This window comes from Tardiphaga sp. 841_E9_N1_2, assembly GCF_051811065.1.
GTDB classification, from domain to species: domain Bacteria; phylum Pseudomonadota; class Alphaproteobacteria; order Rhizobiales; family Xanthobacteraceae; genus Tardiphaga; species Tardiphaga robiniae.
In genome coordinates this window covers 6,081,576-6,097,570 of the sequence record NZ_JBPWQC010000001.1, presented here as the reverse complement: position 1 = coordinate 6,097,570, position 15,995 = coordinate 6,081,576, and the positions used below count along the sequence as shown (strand labels likewise).

Genomic DNA, 15,995 nt, shown 5'->3' with positions numbered 1-15,995 from the left:
CTGGAAGAGCCGCCAATTAAGGAACGAGCCACACCGGACAAACGCTCGACACGCTAGCGCGCGACGTCACACGGATTTCAGTTGACCGAGACCGATCGCCGGCCACGGGAGCCGCGCCAGCTTGCTGGCGCATAGGGCAGCGCCGTGTATGCCGATGAGCGCCTCACCGCTACGGCGCCACGCGACACGCGGTTCTTCGGCGCAAACATCCATCCGATCAGGCCAAGCGTCGTTTTGCACGCCGTCGCGGGCGTCGACGCTGCAATCGATGTCGCCTTCAATCCAAATTGTCTGGGCATTCAAGCCTCCATCCCGGAATTCCGATTACGCCAAAAGGGCGCTCCGAATCCCAGCCGAGATTGAATTTATACACCGCGAATCTTGTGGCGCACTTGCGCTGCATCAAGTCACCAATCAGTGCAGAACGGCGTGCGCCATCTGCTCATCGAACGGCCGTGCGGCCATCTGCGCACGCAGCTCGGCCAGTTCGGTCTCGAGTTGCTGATTGACAAGAATGAGTGCTGCCACGGTACCGCGGGTGTCGCCGTGGCAGGCGGCGATGAGATCGTCGACTTCCGCGTCTAACTTGGTCATTGAAAAAATCTCCTGCCGCGCTTTCGGTTGCCTTCAATAATCGGCTGAGCGTTGCATCAATATTAAACGATACCGGAGTCGTCGGCGTCATCGCCAACGTGCATGAATACCGGTTAAGAGCGCCTTTCCGGGCTCAAAGAATCCACAAGCGACTTTCTGCAATCGGTTTAAGCGACCCGTTTCAATCACCGCGCTGCAACCGCGCGTTGATCGCAAAATCACCTGTTTCTGATTAGTCATAGTCCGCCGAACCGGCTACCGCCGTCAGGCCGATCACGATGCAAATTCAAGGACATGCCAATGATGAACGATGGTCGCCCGTTCGGGCTTTATATCAATGGCCGGTTTCAGCCAGCCTCGACCGGCCGCACTATCAGGATCGAGAACCCGAAGGACCGCAGCCATCTGGCCGATGTCGCCGAGGGGGACGAGAAGGATATCGATCTGGCCATCGACGCCGCCGAACGCGCCGGCAAAATCTGGGCGGCGACACCGGGCGCGGTCCGCGGCGACATCATGCACCGGGCCGGCGAATTGCTGGCCAAAAAGCTCCCCGAACTGGTGACCATCGAGGTCGACCAGATCGGCCGCGCTCGCCGTGAAATGACCGCCCAGCTAGGCCGGCTGCCGGAATGGTTTCGCTATTTCGGCGCTCTGGCGCGCACCCATGAGGACACCGTGCCGCCGTTCGGCGGCAACTTCCTGAATTATACCCGCCGGGTGCCACTCGGCGTCGTCGGCCATGTGACACCATGGAATCATCCGCTCCTGATCCTTACCAAGAAGATCGCGCCGTCGATGGCGGCCGGCAATACGATGGTGGTGAAGCCGAGTGAACTGGCGCCGATCACGCCGCTGCTGCTCGGCGATATCTTCAAGGAAGCCGGCGTGCCCGACGGCGTCTACAATGTCGTGCCGGGCTACGGCGCCACCGCCGGCAAGGCACTGACCACCAGCAAGCGCATCAAGAAGATCGATCTCACCGGCGGTACCGAAACCGGCAAGATGGTGGCTTCAATGGCCGGTGCCAACCTCACCAAGGTGGCCGCCGAACTCGGCGGCAAGGCTGCGGTCATCCTGTTCGACGATACGCCGATCGAGCGCGGCGTCGCAGCCGCGTTGTTTGCCTCCTTCATCGCCACCGGCCAGACCTGCGTCCAGGGTGCGCGTCTGCTGGTGCAGCGTTCGGTGCATGACGCCGTCGTCGCAGAGCTGGTGCGCCGAACCAATATGATCCGCATCGGCGATCCGCAGGACATGGCGACGCAGATGGGCCCGATGGTCTCGGCCAAGCAGCGCGAGCTGACCGAACGCTACGTCAAGATCGGACTCGAGGAAGGTGCGACGCTCGCCGCGGGCGGCAAGCGGCCGGACGGCAAGGCCTTCGAGAGCGGCTACTATCATCAACCGACCATCTTCACCGGCGTGACCGGCAATATGCGGATCGCGCAGGAAGAGATCTTCGGGCCAGTCGTCGTCGTGATCCCGTTCGACACCGAAGAGGAAGCCATCGCGCTATCCAATGGCACCGAATTCGGCCTGGCCACCTCGATCTGGACCCGCGACGTCACCCGCGCCCATCGCGTTGCGCATCGGCTGGAGAGCGGCATCGTCTGGATCAACGACCACCACCGCATCGATCCCTGCTCGCCCTGGGGCGGCTTCAAGATGAGCGGCATCGGCCGCGAGAATGGCATTGTCGCCTATGAGGAATACACCCAGATCCAGAACGTGATCGTCAATCTCTCGGACGAAACCTTCGACTGGTATGCGGACGATGGTCAGGAGAAGCGGTACAGCTGAGACGAACGTCGTTTCAGTCGAACACTCCGTCCTCATCCTGACGAGCGCGTACTTCGCGCGCGCCTTGAAGGATGCACGACACACTCATGGTTCGAGACGCGCGCCAAGCGGCGCGCTCCTCACCATGAGGACAGTGAATGGGCGCTAACCAAACCCAGCCACGGCATGCGGCACATACGGCGCTTCAAGCGATGCGACTTCCTCGCTCGTCAGCTTTAACGACAGCGCCGCCACCGCATCGGTGAGATGCGCCGGCTTCGAAGCGCCGATGATCGGCGACGTGACCCCCTTCTTCTGCAGCAGCCAGGCCATCGCGACCTGTGCCTGCGGAACGCCGCGCGCCTTGGCGACCGCGGCAACCTGCTCGACGATCTTGCGATCGGAATCCTCGGACTGCACATAGAGCGTCTTGCCGAACTCATCGGTCTGCTGGCGCTCGCTGGTCTGGTCCCAGGCGCGTGTCAGACGTCCCCGCGCCAGCGGGCTCCACGGCATCACGGCGATCTTCTGGTCGGCGCAGAGCGGCAGCATCTCGCGCTCTTCCTCGCGGTTCAGCAGATTGACGTGGTTCTGCATGCTGACAAATTCGGTCCAGCCGTTCAGCCGCGAGGTATAGAGCGCCTTGGAGAATTGCCATGCATACATGCTGGACGCGCCGATATAGCGGACCTTGCCGGCTTTCACGACGTCGTGCAGCGCTTCAAGCGTCTCCTCGAGGGGCGTGTTCTTGTCGAGGCGATGGATCTGGTAGAGATCGATATAATCGGTGCCGAGCCGGCGCAGGCTGTGATCGACCTCGGTCATGATCACCTTGCGCGACAGGCCTGCCCCGTTCGGTCTCGGCCGCATCCGGTTGAAGACCTTGGTCGCCAGCACCACATCGTCACGGCGCGTGAAGTCCTTCAGCGCGCGACCGACGATCTCTTCCGAGGTGCCATCCGAATAGACATTCGCCGTGTCGAAGAAATTGATGCCGAGCTCAATAGCCTGCTTGATCAGCGGCCGGCTCTTGTCCTCGTCCAGCGTCCATGCATGCGCGCCGCGATCGGAGACGCCATAGGTCATGCAGCCCAGACACAGACGCGAGACGTCCAGGCCGGTGTTTCCAAATTTCACGTAATCCACTGCGTTTCTCCCTTGTTGTTCTATTTGCGTTTGACGAAGTCTGCGAAGGCATCGGCATAATCGGGGTGCCAGCGCGACAGAGCCGGTCTGTTCTCGACGACGTCGCCGATGGCCCACAACATGCGGCGCTCGTCGAGCGCGCGCGGCACATCGTTGTCTGGGCAGAGAATGTAGAAGTCACTAGCTTCGAGCCGTTGCATCATGAAGTCCACGGTCTGCTCGGCTGTCCACGCTGCATCCGGCTTCTCGCTGCGCCCGCCAGCTGCGAGCGGCGTGAAGACAAAGCCGGGGATCAGCAGATGTGCGGAGACCTGACATCCCTCGGTGTTGCGCAGCTCGTGCGCCAGCGCTTCGGTATAGGCTTTCACGCCGGCCTTGGAGACATTGTAGGCGGGATTGCCGGGCGGCGTTGTGATGCCCTGCTTGGAGCCCGTATTGATGATCAGGCCCGGCCGCTTGCGCGCGATCATGTCCACAGCGAAGGCCTGACAACCATTGACGATGCCCCACAGATTGACGCCGAGCAGCCGCTCCCAATTCTCGCGCGGACCGAGCGCCGAGGTCGGCACCTGAATGCCGGCATTGTTCATCAGCACATCGCAGCCGCCGAAGCGGGCCTGCACATCGGCCGCGAGTCTGGTCATCGCGCCGACGTCACTGACATCGACAGCGGCCGTCATCACATCGTCACGCCCGCCGCGCGCCACACCGGCGATCTTGCCAGCCGCCTCAGCCAAACGATCCTCGCCAAGATCCACGATGCAGATGCGCATTCCCAGTCGCGCAAAGGCCGTCGCTGCGGCCAAGCCGATGCCTGACGCACCGCCAGTAATGACGGCAACAGAGCCTGCGGACAGAGCGGGATGGGACATGATGTTCTCCAGAACTGGGAGGTTTGCGCAAATGCGTATAGCATCAACGCGCGCCTTAGCATCTCACAACAGCGCTAACGCATGGACCGGCGTCCGTTCGCGCATGGCTATTACTTCTTCCCGTGAAACACCTCGTTCACGGTCTTGATCGCGCCGGTATCGGACGCGGCATAGCCCGGCAGCTTCACCAATGCGTCACGGAACTCGGCGCCGCGCAGCACCGCGAGAATGTGCTGCATCGGGGCCTGGTCGAGCAGCGTCTCGCGGCAAACGAAATAGTAATCCTCGGTCAGCAACCGCACGAAATCCAGCCCGAATTGCCGCGCCGCAGCCTCGACGCCGAAGGCGACGTCGGCCATGTCGCTAGCGACATAAGCGGCGACGGCCGCATGGGTGAACTCCACCTGCTGATAACCGTTGATCTGTTCGGGATCGATCTTGTGTTGACGAAGCAGCTGATCGAACAGCAACCCCGTGCCGGAATCCTGATCGCGGTTGACGAAGCGGATCGCGGGATTGATCAGCGCTTCCATGGAGGTGATGCGCAGCGGATTGCCCGGCTTCACCATCAGCCCCATTTCGCGGGTCGCGAAACCGACAACGCGATGGACGCGGTTGTCGACCCACTCCTTGCAGGCATTGACGCTGCGCTTGCGCAATTCGCCGCGCGGCAGATGCACGCCGGCGAGATCGCAGGTGTTATGCGCCAGCGACACCAGCGAGGTCTGGTTGCTGACATAGCGCAGATCGATGCCCGTGCCCGCCGTGGTGTTCAGCATCTCGCGCAGTTTCGACACGGCAAAACCGTGACTGGCATGAACGCGGATGACCGCAGGATGGTTGGGCAGCAGCTCCTTGAGTTCGGTCGCCAGTTCCTGCGCCAGATTGTCGAGCTGCGGTCCGAGCCGCGCTTCCAGCCGTTCGCCGGCCCAGACCAGTTTCTCGCCAAATGCCGTCAGCTTGGTGCCCTTGCCCTTGCTCCGCTCGACCACCGGCACGCCGAAGAAGGCCGACCAGTCATTCACCAGGCTCCACGCATGGCGGTATGACAGCTGGTTGCGGCTCGCCGCAAGCGTCAGCTTGCCGGTCTCATTGATGTCCTTGAGAAAGCCGAGCATCACCGATGTCGGCTGGCGCGAACCCGGCTTGCGGAATCGCCAGATGGTTTCGATATCGATGCGCATCGTGCTTCCTATCGCCCTGCCACCTATGTTCGCGATTGCATATGTGCCGCCGCGCTGTGACTCACGTTCTCATATTTACTGTCGATGCCCCTCCTGATCCGATCGTCGAAACATCGGGAGGTATACACTATGCCAGAGATCTCACATGCCGATCTTGCCATTTCTGTATCGTCGAAACTGACGCGCAAACGGCTCCTCATCGACGGCCAGCAGGTCGAACCGTTGTCCGGTCGCTATTTCGATGTCCTCAATCCCGCGACGGGCGAGATCATCGCCGTCGTCGCCGAAGCCGATGCCAGCGACATCGACCGTGCGGTCCGCGCGGCGCGCAAGGCGCTTGAGGGTCCGTGGGGCCGCATGCGCGCGGCCGATCGCGGTCTTGTCCTGCAGCGCTTTGCACAACTGCTGGAAGATCACGCTCAGGAACTGATCGCGCTGGAAAGCCTCGACACCGGCAAGCCGCTCGCCGCCGTGCAGCGCCAAGACCTGCCTGCCGCCATCGACACGCTGCGCTACTATGCGGGCTGGGCCGACAAGATCAACGGACAGGTGATCCCGGCGCGCCATGACGCGCTGACCTATACGGTGCGCGAACCGATCGGCGTCGTCGGCGCCATCGTGCCGTGGAATTTCCCGCTGATGATCGGAATGTGGAAGATCGCGCCGGCGCTGGCCTGCGGCTGCACCGTCGTGCTGAAGCCGGCCGAGATCACGCCGCTTTCGGCACTGCGGATTGGCGAGTTGGCACTGGACGCCGGCCTGCCGCCGGGCACGCTGAATATCGTGCCGGGATTTGGCAAGACCGCCGGCCGTGCCATGGTCGATCACCCCGACATCGACAAGATCACCTTCACGGGATCGCCGACCGTCGGCCGCGAAATCCTCGCCGGCGCCGCCGGCAATCTGAAACGCGTCACGCTCGAACTCGGGGGCAAATCGGCCAATGTGATCTTCGACGACGCCGATCTGGATTCCGCCACCAAGGCCGCCGCTTCCGGCATCTTCTTCAATTCCGGCCAGGTCTGCTCGGCCGGTTCGCGCATTCTCGCGCATGCGTCGGTCTATGACGAGGTCGTGGAGCGCATGACGGCCCGTGCCAAGGCAATCCGCGGCGGCGATCCCACGCAGTCCGGCACGACGATGGGACCTATCGTCTCGGAACTGCAGATGAAGCGGGTGCTGGAATATGTCGATATCGGCACCAAGGAAGGCGCGACTGTGACGACCGGCGGCACCCGGATCGGCGACCGCGGCTATTTCGTCGCGCCTACGGTGTTCGCCAATGTCGAACACGAAATGCGTGTCTCGCAGGAGGAGATCTTCGGCCCGGTCGTCAGCATCATCAGGTTCTTCGACGAGGCCGATGCCATCAGCAAGGCCAATGGCACCAAATACAGCCTCGCCGCCGGTGTCTGGAGTTCGGATATCGGCCGCGTGCAGCGCTTCGCCAAACAGGTGAAAGCCGGCACGGTCTGGATCAACTCCTATGGCTATACGGATGTTCGACTCCCCTGGGGCGGCTCGCGCGATTCCGGCTTCGGCCGCGAGCATGGCGATGCGGCGCTGGAGAACTTTACCGAGCCCAAGGCCGTCTGGATGAATCTCAACGTCTGAGGCAACCAGCGGCGTAGCGCGTCGCGCAATTGGTTGTTGATCGTTATATTCTTATAGATATAACGATTGCCGGTCAATTGCGCGTGAGCTTTCCTTCATGAACCGTCACCGGCGTTCTGCCGTCGCCCTGCGTCATGTCGCTTTCGAGGACCTGGGCCTGCTGTCGTCGGTACTGGATCGTGAGGGATGGGACGTCTCGTTCTGCGATGCCGCCATTGATGACGTCTCCCACCGCTCCATCGAAGATGCCGACCTCCTGATTGTGCTGGGCGGCCCCATCGGCGTCTATGAGGCCGACGCCTACCCGTTCCTGACACGTGAGATCGCCCTGCTGGAACGGCGCCTCGCGCAGGGGCGCCCGACCCTCGGCATCTGCCTTGGCGCCCAACTGATGGCCCGCGCGCTCGGCGCCCGGGTCTATGCCGGCGGCATCAAGGAGATCGGCTGGGGCCAGGTGTCCCCGACCAAGCAGGGCACGGCCTCATGCCTCGCGCCGCTGGCAGAGGATGGCGCCAGCGTTCTGCATTGGCATGGCGACACCTTCGATCTGCCGGAGGGTGCCATCCGTCTGGCTTCGAACGATGCCTATGACAATCAGGCCTTTGCCTATGGTCGCCATGCACTGGCGCTGCAGTTCCATCTCGAAGCCGATCCACGGCAGCTCGAGGAATGGTATGTCGGTCACGCGGTCGAATTGGCCGCCGCCGGCATTCCCATCGCGCAGCTGCGTTCAAACACCGCTGCCGTCGCCAACCGACTGCCAGCCCAGGCCGATCACATTTTCACGCGCTGGATCCACGAGATCAGTTGAACGATTCCAAGCATCAATTCACGATCATGAATTGGTCGCGAAGACCTCCCATGCAAGTCGTGTCGGGTTCCCCGCCTTTACCCGTTTCGCGAAAACGATATATTCCGCGCGCTACAACGACACTTCAAACAAACGTCCGGGAGGATCACATTATGGGCTTGATGCAGCCAATCTCTGCCACCGCGCACCCCTACGCGAACGGCTCCTACAAGCAGATGCTGATCGACGGCAAATGGCAGGACGCCCAATCCGGCAAGACTTTCGAAACGCATAATCCAGCCACCGGCGAACTGCTCGCCACCGTCGCCGAGGGCGATGCTGGGGATATCGACCTTGCGGTCGCCGCTGCCCGCCGCGCCTTCGAAGGCCCATGGAGCAAGGCCAAGCCTTACGAGCGCCAGGCGCTGCTGCTGAAATTCGCCGAGCTTGTCGAGAAGCATTTCGATGAACTCGCTCTGCTCGATACGCTCGATATGGGCGCGCCTGTCATGCGCACTTTCGCCGGCAAGCAGCGCATCCTCGGCATGCTCCGCTTCTATGCCGGTCAGGCCACGCTGATCTACGGCGAGACCATCGAAAACTCACTGCCGGGCGAAATCTTCTCCTACACGCTGAAGGAGCCCGTCGGCGTCGTCGGCGCGATCATTCCGTGGAACTCGCCGCTGTCGGCCAGCATCTGGAAGATCGGCCCTGCCATCGCCACCGGCTGCACCATTGTGCTGAAGCCGGCGGAAGAAGCCCCGCTGACCTCGCTACGCCTCGGAGAGCTCGCATTGGAAGCCGGCTTCCCGGCTGGCGTCATCAACGTCGTGCCGGGCTATGGCGAAACCGCCGGCGCCGCGCTGGCCTCGCATATGGACGTCAACAAGGTCGCCTTCACCGGTTCCCACTTCACCGGCCAGTCGATCATCCGCGCCTCGGCCGGCAACCTCAAGCGTGTCTCGCTCGAACTCGGCGGCAAGTCGCCGAACATCGTGTTCTCCGACGCCGACCTCGATGCCGCCGTTCCAGGCGCCGCAATGGCGGTGTTCGCCAATTCCGGCCAGATCTGCAGCGCCGGCACCCGCCTGTTCGTCGAAAAGAGGATCTATGACGAATTCGTCGGCCGCGTCGCCGAATTCGCCAAGAAGCTGAAGGTCGGCAACGGCGTCGATCCCAGCATCCAGCTCGGGCCGCTGGTCTCCAAGGAGCAACTCGACCGCGTCACCGGCTATCTCACGACCGGAAGCGGCGAAGGCGCCAAGGCGCTGTCCGGCGGTGGCCGCCTGATGGACGGCGAATTGTCGAAGGGCTTCTTCGTGCAGCCGACCGTGTTCGCCAACGTCCAGGACAACATGAAGATCGCGCAGGAAGAGATCTTCGGGCCGGTGATTTCGGCGATCTCCTTCACCGACATGGACGAACTGGTGCAGCGCGCCAACAACACCACCTTCGGCCTCGGCAGCGGCGTCTGGACCAGGGATGTCAGCAAGGCGCATCGCCTCGCGAAGTCCCTGCAGGCCGGCTCGGTCTGGATCAACTGCTATCAGGCGATGGATCCTGCCGTGCCGTTTGGCGGCTACAAGATGAGTGGCTACGGACGCGAGTCCGGCGTCCACCACGTCGACGAATATCTCAACATCAAGGCGGTCTGGATCAACACCTGATCGCCGCTGTCCTCGAAAGAGAGAAGGCGCCGAGCAACGAGCCCGGCGCCTTCTTTTTGCGCCGTCATTGCAAGGAGCCCTTGCGACGAACATTGGCGATTAAGCAGCCGGCGCGGCACCGTATCGATCGCGCAGCTTGCGCTTGAAGATCTTGCCGGTCGACTCGCGCGGCAGCGCCGTGTGGAAGTGGATTTCCTTCGGCACCTTGAAGTTGGCCAACCGCTGCTTGAGATAGGCTTGGATCTCGGACGAGGAGAGCTGCGCATCATCTTCGAGTTCGACGCAGCCCACCAGTCGTTCGCCGAATTCGTCGTCGGGCACGCCGAACACCGCGCAGTCCCGCACGCCGTCCATGCCGATCAGCGTGTTCTCGATCTCGGCGGGATAGATGTTGACGCCGCCGGAGATGACCATGTCGCGCTTGCGATCGCACATGAAGAGATAGCCGTCCTCGTCGAGATAGCCGACGTCACCGACGCTGATCAGCCCCTCGCGGCCGGCTTCGGCCCGTGCGTCGGGGCGGCCCTGATAGTCGAAATCCGGCACCGAGGTCTGCCGCATAAAGATTTCACCGGGCACATTGACCGGACATTCCTTGCCGTCCACATCGAAAATCTTGACCACGCCCCCCTCGATGGTGCGACCGACAGTGCCCGGCTTCCTCAGCGCCTCCTCCGACGAATGCCAGATCGGCACCCCGGTTTCGGTGGAGCCGAGATATTCGTTGATCACCGGTCCCCACCACGCAATCATCGCCTGCTTCACATGGATCGGGCACGGCGCTGCGCCATGGATGATGAAGCGTAGCGACGACAGGTCGTAGCGCGACTTCACCTCGTCCGGCAGACGCAGCAGCCGCACGAACATAGTCGGCACCATATGCATGTTGGTGATGCGGTGCTTCTCGGTGAGCTGCAGCAGATCCTCGGGATCGAAACGCGGTTCGAGCACGATCGTGCTGCCATGACGGAATGCCATCAGCCCGTAGGAGCTTGGCGCCGAGTGATACATCGGCCCGTTCATCAGGATGATCTGATCCTCGTTCGGCTTCAGCCCATAGGCGATGCCGCCGACGCGCTCGGATGCCGCAGCCTGTTCCGGCGTCATGGCCGCGCGGGTCACGCCCTTGGGACGGCCCGTGGTGCCCGACGTGTAGAACATGGTCAGCGCGCGCTTGGGAACGTTCTCCATCGGCACCTGCTGCTCGCGCCAGATATCGAAGTCGGTACAGCCGGCACGCACTTCGGTCGCGGCCTCGGGAATACCATAGGCGACTGAGATTTCCGGCGGCGTGCGGACGACCAGAAGCGGCAACCCCTTTGGCAGGTTTTCCGCGATCTGCGGCAACAAGTCGGCGTGGCAGACCAGCAGCTTCGCGCCACTGTCAGCAAGAATATAGCTGACCTCTTCACCTTTCAGATGCCAGTTGATCGGGACCACACGCGCGCCGAGCGCACCTGCGCCGAACGCAGTCTCGAACAGCGCGAAATCGTTGCGCAGCATCATGCCGACCGGCGCATCGGCGCCTGCGCCGAGGCTCTTGAACCCGGTCGCCACCTTGGCGATGCGCTGCATGATGTCCGGATAGCTGATCGCCCGGTCGCCGCTGATAATCATTGTCCGCCCTTATATTGTTCTTGAATCGATCGAAGCCATCGCTGGCTTCGATCCTTGTTCTGTCGATGTGATGGTACAGATGCTCACTGGTCGTCGAGCAGTTCGCCAAAGCCTTCCCAATTCTTGCCGTTGAAACGGCGCAGCCGCAGTTGCTGGAACGAAAGATAGTCATCCTTGTCGGTATTGACCGTGACGCCCGACAGCAACAGCGGCAGCTTGACGTTCTTCATCGACGTCGCCTGACGCAGGATATTCTCCCGGCTGACGTCATCGCCGCACGCTTTCAGGATATGCGTGATGAGATGCGCATTCAGGAAGCCGGTCGCATAATTGGTGTTGCGCGGATCGGCTGACGGCAGACTCTCTTTCATGAAAGCGAAATAGGCCTTCACGTCCTCATCGTTGGCCCATGACGCGTCGTTGATGTCTTTCTGATAACTCGACGTGATCAGACCGGTGGCGTTGTCCAGACCTGCCGGTTCCAGAAAGGTGGTCGACGAAGCGGACGTGGGGACGAACATCAGGTCCGGCTTCCAGCCGATTTCCGCAACGCCCTTGATCATCTGCGACGAGAATTTGCCGACCACCGCGCCAAACAGCACATTCGCGCCGGACGATTTGAGCGCCGCAAGCTGCGACGAGATCGTCGGCGCACTGGTCTCATAGGTCGCCTCGGATACGATCATACTGGCGGCCTTGTCGCCCAGCGCACGTTTAAAGCCAGCCACATAGTCTTTGCCGAGATCGTCGTTCTGCGCGAGAATGGCGATCTTGGCATCCGGCTTGGTCTTCAACACGTGCTTGGCGTAGACAACGCCTTCCGATTCATAGGCGGCCATGCCCGGCATGGTCCACGGAAAACCTTTCGGATCCGCCCATTTGGTCGCGCCTGATAGCACGAACAGCTGCGGGATTTTCTTGCTGTTCAAATAGCGATGCACCGCGTTGTTGGTCGCGGTGCCGAGCGTCCCGAACATCATCAGAACCTCATCCTGCTCCACCAGTTTGCGGGTTTGCTCCACGGTCTTCGGCGGCGAATAGGCGTCATCGAGACTGATGAACTTGATCTTGCGCCCGTTGATGCCGCCTTCGGCGTTGAGCTTGGCAAAATAGGCTTCCTGCGCGCGGCCGATCACGCCGAAGCCCGAGAGCGGACCGCTATAGGGAAGCGTCTGCCCGATCTTGATCTCTTCCTTGCTGTTGGCCGCGGCTTGCGTCGGCGCATTCACGCAGACGGCAAAAGCGAACAGCCCAAGCGTCCTCAGCATGACTGATGTCATGATTGTCTTCTCCCCGTTATATTTTTATCGGGCCGCGCTTATGCGCGTGCCCGTCTCGCAAAGTCTCCGGTCGCTTCCGCATATTCGCGCTTCAGGCGATCCACGAGTTCTGCCACCGGGGGAGCATCAACGATCTGGCCGATACCCTGGCCGCAACCCCAGATGTCCTTCCAGGCCTTGACCTTCATGTTACCGCCGGAGCCGAAGTTCATCTTGGTCTTGTCAGCCACCGGAAGATTGTCGGGATCGAGGCCGGCGGCTGCGATGGACGGGCCGAGATAGTTGCCGTGAATACCGGTGAACAGGTTGGTGTAGACCGTGTCATGCGCGGCGAATTCGGTCAGCGCCTTCTTGTAGGCCGGGTCGGCATTAGCTTCTTCGGTCGCAATGAAGCGCGTGCCCATATAAGCGAGGTCTGCGCCGAGCGCGAGCGCCGACGCAATCCCGTAACCGTCAGAGATTGCACCAGATACCAGCACAGTCCCCTTGAACCACTGCTTCACTTCGCGCACCAGCGCAAAGGGCGACAGCGTGCCGGCATGGCCACCCGCACCGGCGCAGACCAGGATCAGTCCATCGACGCCCTGCTCGGCTGCCTTGCGCGCATGCTTGACGTTGATAACGTCATGAAACACGACGCCGCCATAGGAATGCGCGGCCTCGACGATCTCCGAGGGCGGGCGCAACGAGGTGATGATGATCGGAACCTTGTGCTTCACACAGGTTTCCATGTCCTTCATCAACCGGTCGTTGGACGCGTGGCAGATCTGGTTCACCGCATAGGGCGCGACCTTCTTGCCGGGATTCTTCGCTTTGTATTCGCCGAGCTCATCCTCGATGCGCGTCAGCCACTGATCGAGCACTTCCACCGGCCGCGCATTCAGCGCTGGAAACGAACCGACGATACCGGCCTTGCATTGCGCAATGACGAGTTCAGGACCGGAGACGATGAACAGCGGGGAACCGAGCACAGGCAGCTCGAGGGTGCCATCGAGAGCTTTGGGGAGCGACATAAGCGTTTCCTTATATTTTTATAATCGAACTATAAGGGTTGACCGCCCGTGCGTGTTGTTCGAATTTGAACAATGAGCCTTCCGGATTTGATCACATGGACTGGGATCTCTGTCGCACCTTCAATGCCGTGGTCGACGCCGGAAGCTATCTCGGCGCGTCCAGGCAGTTGCGCACCAGCCACCCGACCGTGAGCCGCGAGGTCGCGGCGCTGGAGAAGCAACTTGGCACCAAGCTGTTCGTGCGCTCCGACGAAGGGCTGGTGCTGACTGCCCGCGGGCGGCGCTTTCATGAGAGCACCAAAGCGATGGCCGAGGCCGCGCTGAAAGCAGAAGCTGCCGCCGGCGCGTCGGGCCAGAGCGCACGCGGCGTGGTCAAGGTGTCGATCGGACCGACGCTGGCGAATTTCTGGCTGATGCCGCATATCGGCGCTTTCATCCGCCAGCACCCGCATGTCGAGATCCAGCTGGTGACGCATCCCTTCCCGGTCAGCGTGCGCAAGCGCGAAGCCGACATCGTGCTGCGGCTGTATCAGACCGGCGACGAAAATCTCACCGGACGGAAAATCGCCAAGCTCGGCGTTGGCTTCTACGCCTCGCGCGATTACGCAGCGCGATGCCCGCTGCCCGAACAGCGGGCCGCTTGGAAGGACCACACTGTCATCGGCTTCGCCGACAAATCGTCGAACTCCGAACTCGGACGCTGGAGCGACCACATCACCAAGGACGCCACCGTCGCCATCCGCTGCTCGTCGCAAGCGGATATGCTTGCGGCCGTCCGCGCAGGAATTGGCATCTGCGTGCTGTCATGCATCGTCGGCGACGCCCATGCGGATCTGATCCGCGTGGCACCGCAGAAGCTGGCCAGCCTCTCTGATATCTGGCTGCTGGCGCATCCGGACCTCATCGATCAGCCGTCGGTGCGCGCCGTGCTGGAATTCATCACGGCCTGCGCGCGCGACGACCGCGCGCTGTTACGCGGCCGATGATGTCGCGCCCTTGCCGGGAAATGGCGCCGCACGGCTGACATAGCGTCCCTCGCCTTTTCCGCCGACGAGCTTGCCGTCGCGCGTCACGAATTTCCCGCGCAGCATCGTTGCCACCGGCCAGCCGGTGATATCCATGCCCTCATAGGGCGTGTAGTCCGCGCCGTGATGCAAGTTCGCCTGGGTAAGCGTTGCTTGGCGCTTCGGATCCCACAGCGCGATATCGGCATCGTAGCCGATGGCGATGGAGCCCTTGCCGGTGAGGCCATAGGTCTTCGCATGATTGGTCGATGTCAGCGCCACGAACTGGTTGAGCGTGATGCGGCCCTTGCTGACGCCTTCCGAGAACAGGATCGGAAGGCGCGTCTCGACACCGGGAATGCCATTCGGAATCCAGCGGAAGCTGGTACGCGCGTTGGGTGGCTGCTTGCCCTGCACGTCGTCATAGCGGAACGGGCAATGGTCGGAGGAGAACAGGGAGAACACACCCTGCTGCAAACCTTCCCAGCATGCCTGCTGGCTAGCGAGATCGCGCGGTGGTGGCGAACAGACATATTTCGCGCCCTCCATGCCCAGATCCTTCAGGTCTTCCTCTGTCAGCACCAGATATTGCGGGCAGGTCTCGCCATGGATCGTCAGCCCGCGCATTTGCGCACGGCGGATCTCTTCCATGGATTCACGATTGGAGACATGAACCACCACCATCCACACGTCGACCAGTTCGGCCAATGAGATCGCGCGATGCGTGGCCTCGCGCTCGACAACGATGGGACGTGACTTGGCATGAAAATAGGGACCGACATTGCCGTCACGTTCGAGCTTGTCGACCAGAAAACGGATGGCGTCGTAATTCTCCGCATGAACCTGAACCAGTGCACCGGATTCACGCGCCACGGCCAGTACCTGCAGGATCTGCAGATCGCTCAGCGCGAGGTCTTCATAGGTCATGAAGACCTTGAGCGAGGTGTAGCCATCGGCGATCAAGGCTGGCAGCTCCTGCCCGAGTACCGCTTCACTGGGATCGGCGATGATCAAGTGGAAGGAATGATCGATATGGCAATTCTGATCGGCAAGCGTGTGATAATTCTTCAACGCCTCGCGGATCGGTTGGCCCTTCGCCTGCAGACAGTAAGGCATCACGAAGGTGTTGCCGCCAAAGGCTGCCGCGCGTGTCGCACTCTCGAAATCGTCGGCCATGACGATGCCGGGGCCGGATGGTTGCGCAATATGAACGTGGCTGTCGATACCGCCGGGCAGCACCAGCAGACCGGTTGCATCGACTGTCTCGTTCGCGTCGGTCAGCGCTTCGCCGATGGCAACGATGCGGCCGTTCCTGATGCCGACATCGGCTTTGGTGGTCTCGCTCGCGGTTGCAATGGTGCCATGACGAATGACGGTATCGAAAGCGGTCATGAGCAAAACCTCATCAATTCAGCAACGTAGGGTGCATACA

At 61.7% G+C, this 15,995-nt stretch carries 14 protein-coding genes; 5 read left to right on the top strand and 9 right to left on the bottom strand.

Annotated elements, in window-relative coordinates:
- Positions 1–77: 77 nt before the first annotated feature.
- Together AB8A50_RS29255 and AB8A50_RS29250 are read right to left on the bottom strand one after the other, a co-directional pair.
- Positions 78–299 carry a hypothetical protein gene (locus tag AB8A50_RS29255; RefSeq protein WP_439079789.1) on the bottom strand — a complete coding sequence of 74 codons (222 nt, stop codon included), beginning with the start codon at positions 297–299 and terminating at the stop codon, positions 78–80.
- Between the two features lie 115 nt (positions 300–414).
- Positions 415–594, bottom strand: coding sequence for a hypothetical protein (locus AB8A50_RS29250; protein WP_089268001.1), 180 nt, complete (start codon positions 592–594; stop codon positions 415–417).
- Positions 595–894: 300 nt separating this feature from the next.
- On the opposite strand from AB8A50_RS29250, the gene AB8A50_RS29245 reads away from it, so the two are divergent.
- Positions 895–2,397 carry an aldehyde dehydrogenase gene (locus tag AB8A50_RS29245; protein WP_439079788.1) on the top strand — a complete coding sequence of 501 codons (1,503 nt, stop codon included), beginning with the start codon at positions 895–897 and terminating at the stop codon, positions 2,395–2,397.
- A gap of 144 nt (positions 2,398–2,541) precedes the next feature.
- Here AB8A50_RS29245 and AB8A50_RS29240 read toward each other — a convergent pair whose 3' ends face one another.
- From AB8A50_RS29240 to AB8A50_RS29230, 3 genes are all read right to left on the bottom strand, one after another.
- Positions 2,542–3,522, bottom strand: a complete 981-nt coding sequence (locus AB8A50_RS29240) for an aldo/keto reductase (RefSeq protein ID WP_439079787.1) — start codon at positions 3,520–3,522, stop codon at positions 2,542–2,544.
- Between the two features lie 20 nt (positions 3,523–3,542).
- Positions 3,543–4,394, bottom strand: coding sequence for an SDR family NAD(P)-dependent oxidoreductase (locus AB8A50_RS29235; RefSeq protein ID WP_439079786.1), 852 nt, complete (start codon positions 4,392–4,394; stop codon positions 3,543–3,545).
- Positions 4,395–4,504: 110 nt separating this feature from the next.
- On the bottom strand, positions 4,505–5,578 hold the full coding sequence (locus tag AB8A50_RS29230) for a substrate-binding domain-containing protein (protein WP_439079785.1): 1,074 nt from the start codon (positions 5,576–5,578) through the stop codon (positions 4,505–4,507).
- A gap of 129 nt (positions 5,579–5,707) precedes the next feature.
- Here AB8A50_RS29230 and AB8A50_RS29225 point away from each other — a divergent pair, with 129 nt between their 5' ends.
- The 3 genes from AB8A50_RS29225 (at position 5,708) to AB8A50_RS29215 (ending at position 9,649) form a co-directional block, all read left to right on the top strand.
- A complete protein-coding gene (locus tag AB8A50_RS29225; protein WP_439079784.1) occupies positions 5,708–7,192 on the top strand; it encodes an aldehyde dehydrogenase family protein in 1,485 nt (494 codons plus the stop codon).
- 97 nt (positions 7,193–7,289) lie between these two features.
- Entirely contained in the window at positions 7,290–8,003 is a 714-nt protein-coding gene (locus tag AB8A50_RS29220) for a glutamine amidotransferase (protein ID WP_439079783.1), read from the top strand.
- A gap of 152 nt (positions 8,004–8,155) precedes the next feature.
- Positions 8,156–9,649, top strand: a complete 1,494-nt coding sequence (locus AB8A50_RS29215) for an aldehyde dehydrogenase family protein (RefSeq protein WP_439079782.1) — start codon at positions 8,156–8,158, stop codon at positions 9,647–9,649.
- Between the two features lie 99 nt (positions 9,650–9,748).
- Here AB8A50_RS29215 and AB8A50_RS29210 read toward each other — a convergent pair whose 3' ends face one another.
- The 3 genes from AB8A50_RS29210 to AB8A50_RS29200 all read right to left on the bottom strand — a co-directional run bounded on the left by AB8A50_RS29210 (position 9,749) and on the right by AB8A50_RS29200 (position 13,559).
- Positions 9,749–11,266, bottom strand: coding sequence for an acyl-CoA synthetase (locus tag AB8A50_RS29210; protein WP_175368177.1), 1,518 nt, complete (start codon positions 11,264–11,266; stop codon positions 9,749–9,751).
- An 83-nt stretch (positions 11,267–11,349) separates the two neighbouring features.
- Positions 11,350–12,534 (bottom strand): ABC transporter substrate-binding protein, encoded by a 1,185-nt coding sequence (locus AB8A50_RS29205; protein ID WP_420878682.1) that lies wholly within the window; start codon positions 12,532–12,534, stop codon positions 11,350–11,352.
- A 50-nt stretch (positions 12,535–12,584) separates the two neighbouring features.
- The gene (locus AB8A50_RS29200) at positions 12,585–13,559 is read right to left on the bottom strand and encodes an NAD(P)H-dependent flavin oxidoreductase (RefSeq protein ID WP_089268011.1); all 975 of its coding nucleotides are present in this window, start codon (positions 13,557–13,559) and stop codon (positions 12,585–12,587) included.
- 95 nt (positions 13,560–13,654) lie between these two features.
- Between AB8A50_RS29200 and AB8A50_RS29195 the strand changes: the two genes are divergently transcribed.
- The gene (locus AB8A50_RS29195; RefSeq protein WP_120288825.1) at positions 13,655–14,545 is read left to right on the top strand and encodes a LysR family transcriptional regulator; all 891 of its coding nucleotides are present in this window, start codon (positions 13,655–13,657) and stop codon (positions 14,543–14,545) included.
- On the opposite strand, the gene hydA is transcribed toward AB8A50_RS29195, so the two are convergent.
- Complete coding sequence (hydA, locus tag AB8A50_RS29190; RefSeq protein WP_439079781.1) at positions 14,531–15,955, bottom strand: dihydropyrimidinase; 1,425 nt, start codon at positions 15,953–15,955, stop codon at positions 14,531–14,533. The genes AB8A50_RS29195 and hydA overlap by 15 nt on opposite strands.
- Positions 15,956–15,995 lie beyond the last annotated feature (40 nt).

What these genes read in the sequence shown, in the direction of transcription:
- AB8A50_RS29255 (WP_439079789.1), bottom strand. Translation starts at nt 299, where the DNA reads ATGCCCAGACAATTTGGATTGAAGGCGACATCGATTGCAGCGTCGACG.
- AB8A50_RS29250 (WP_089268001.1), bottom strand. Translation starts at nt 594, where the DNA reads ATGACCAAGTTAGACGCGGAAGTCGACGATCTCATCGCCGCCTGCCAC.
- AB8A50_RS29245 (WP_439079788.1), top strand. Translation starts at nt 895, where the DNA reads ATGATGAACGATGGTCGCCCGTTCGGGCTTTATATCAATGGCCGGTTT.
- AB8A50_RS29235 (WP_439079786.1), bottom strand. Translation starts at nt 4,394, where the DNA reads ATGTCCCATCCCGCTCTGTCCGCAGGCTCTGTTGCCGTCATTACTGGC.
- AB8A50_RS29230 (WP_439079785.1), bottom strand. Translation starts at nt 5,578, where the DNA reads ATGCGCATCGATATCGAAACCATCTGGCGATTCCGCAAGCCGGGTTCG.
- AB8A50_RS29225 (WP_439079784.1), top strand. Translation starts at nt 5,708, where the DNA reads ATGCCAGAGATCTCACATGCCGATCTTGCCATTTCTGTATCGTCGAAA.
- AB8A50_RS29220 (WP_439079783.1), top strand. Translation starts at nt 7,290, where the DNA reads ATGAACCGTCACCGGCGTTCTGCCGTCGCCCTGCGTCATGTCGCTTTC.
- AB8A50_RS29215 (WP_439079782.1), top strand. Translation starts at nt 8,156, where the DNA reads ATGGGCTTGATGCAGCCAATCTCTGCCACCGCGCACCCCTACGCGAAC.
- AB8A50_RS29210 (WP_175368177.1), bottom strand. Translation starts at nt 11,266, where the DNA reads ATGATTATCAGCGGCGACCGGGCGATCAGCTATCCGGACATCATGCAG.
- AB8A50_RS29205 (WP_420878682.1), bottom strand. Translation starts at nt 12,534, where the DNA reads ATGCTGAGGACGCTTGGGCTGTTCGCTTTTGCCGTCTGCGTGAATGCG.
- AB8A50_RS29200 (WP_089268011.1), bottom strand. Translation starts at nt 13,559, where the DNA reads ATGTCGCTCCCCAAAGCTCTCGATGGCACCCTCGAGCTGCCTGTGCTC.
- AB8A50_RS29195 (WP_120288825.1), top strand. Translation starts at nt 13,655, where the DNA reads ATGGACTGGGATCTCTGTCGCACCTTCAATGCCGTGGTCGACGCCGGA.
- hydA (WP_439079781.1), bottom strand. Translation starts at nt 15,955, where the DNA reads ATGACCGCTTTCGATACCGTCATTCGTCATGGCACCATTGCAACCGCG.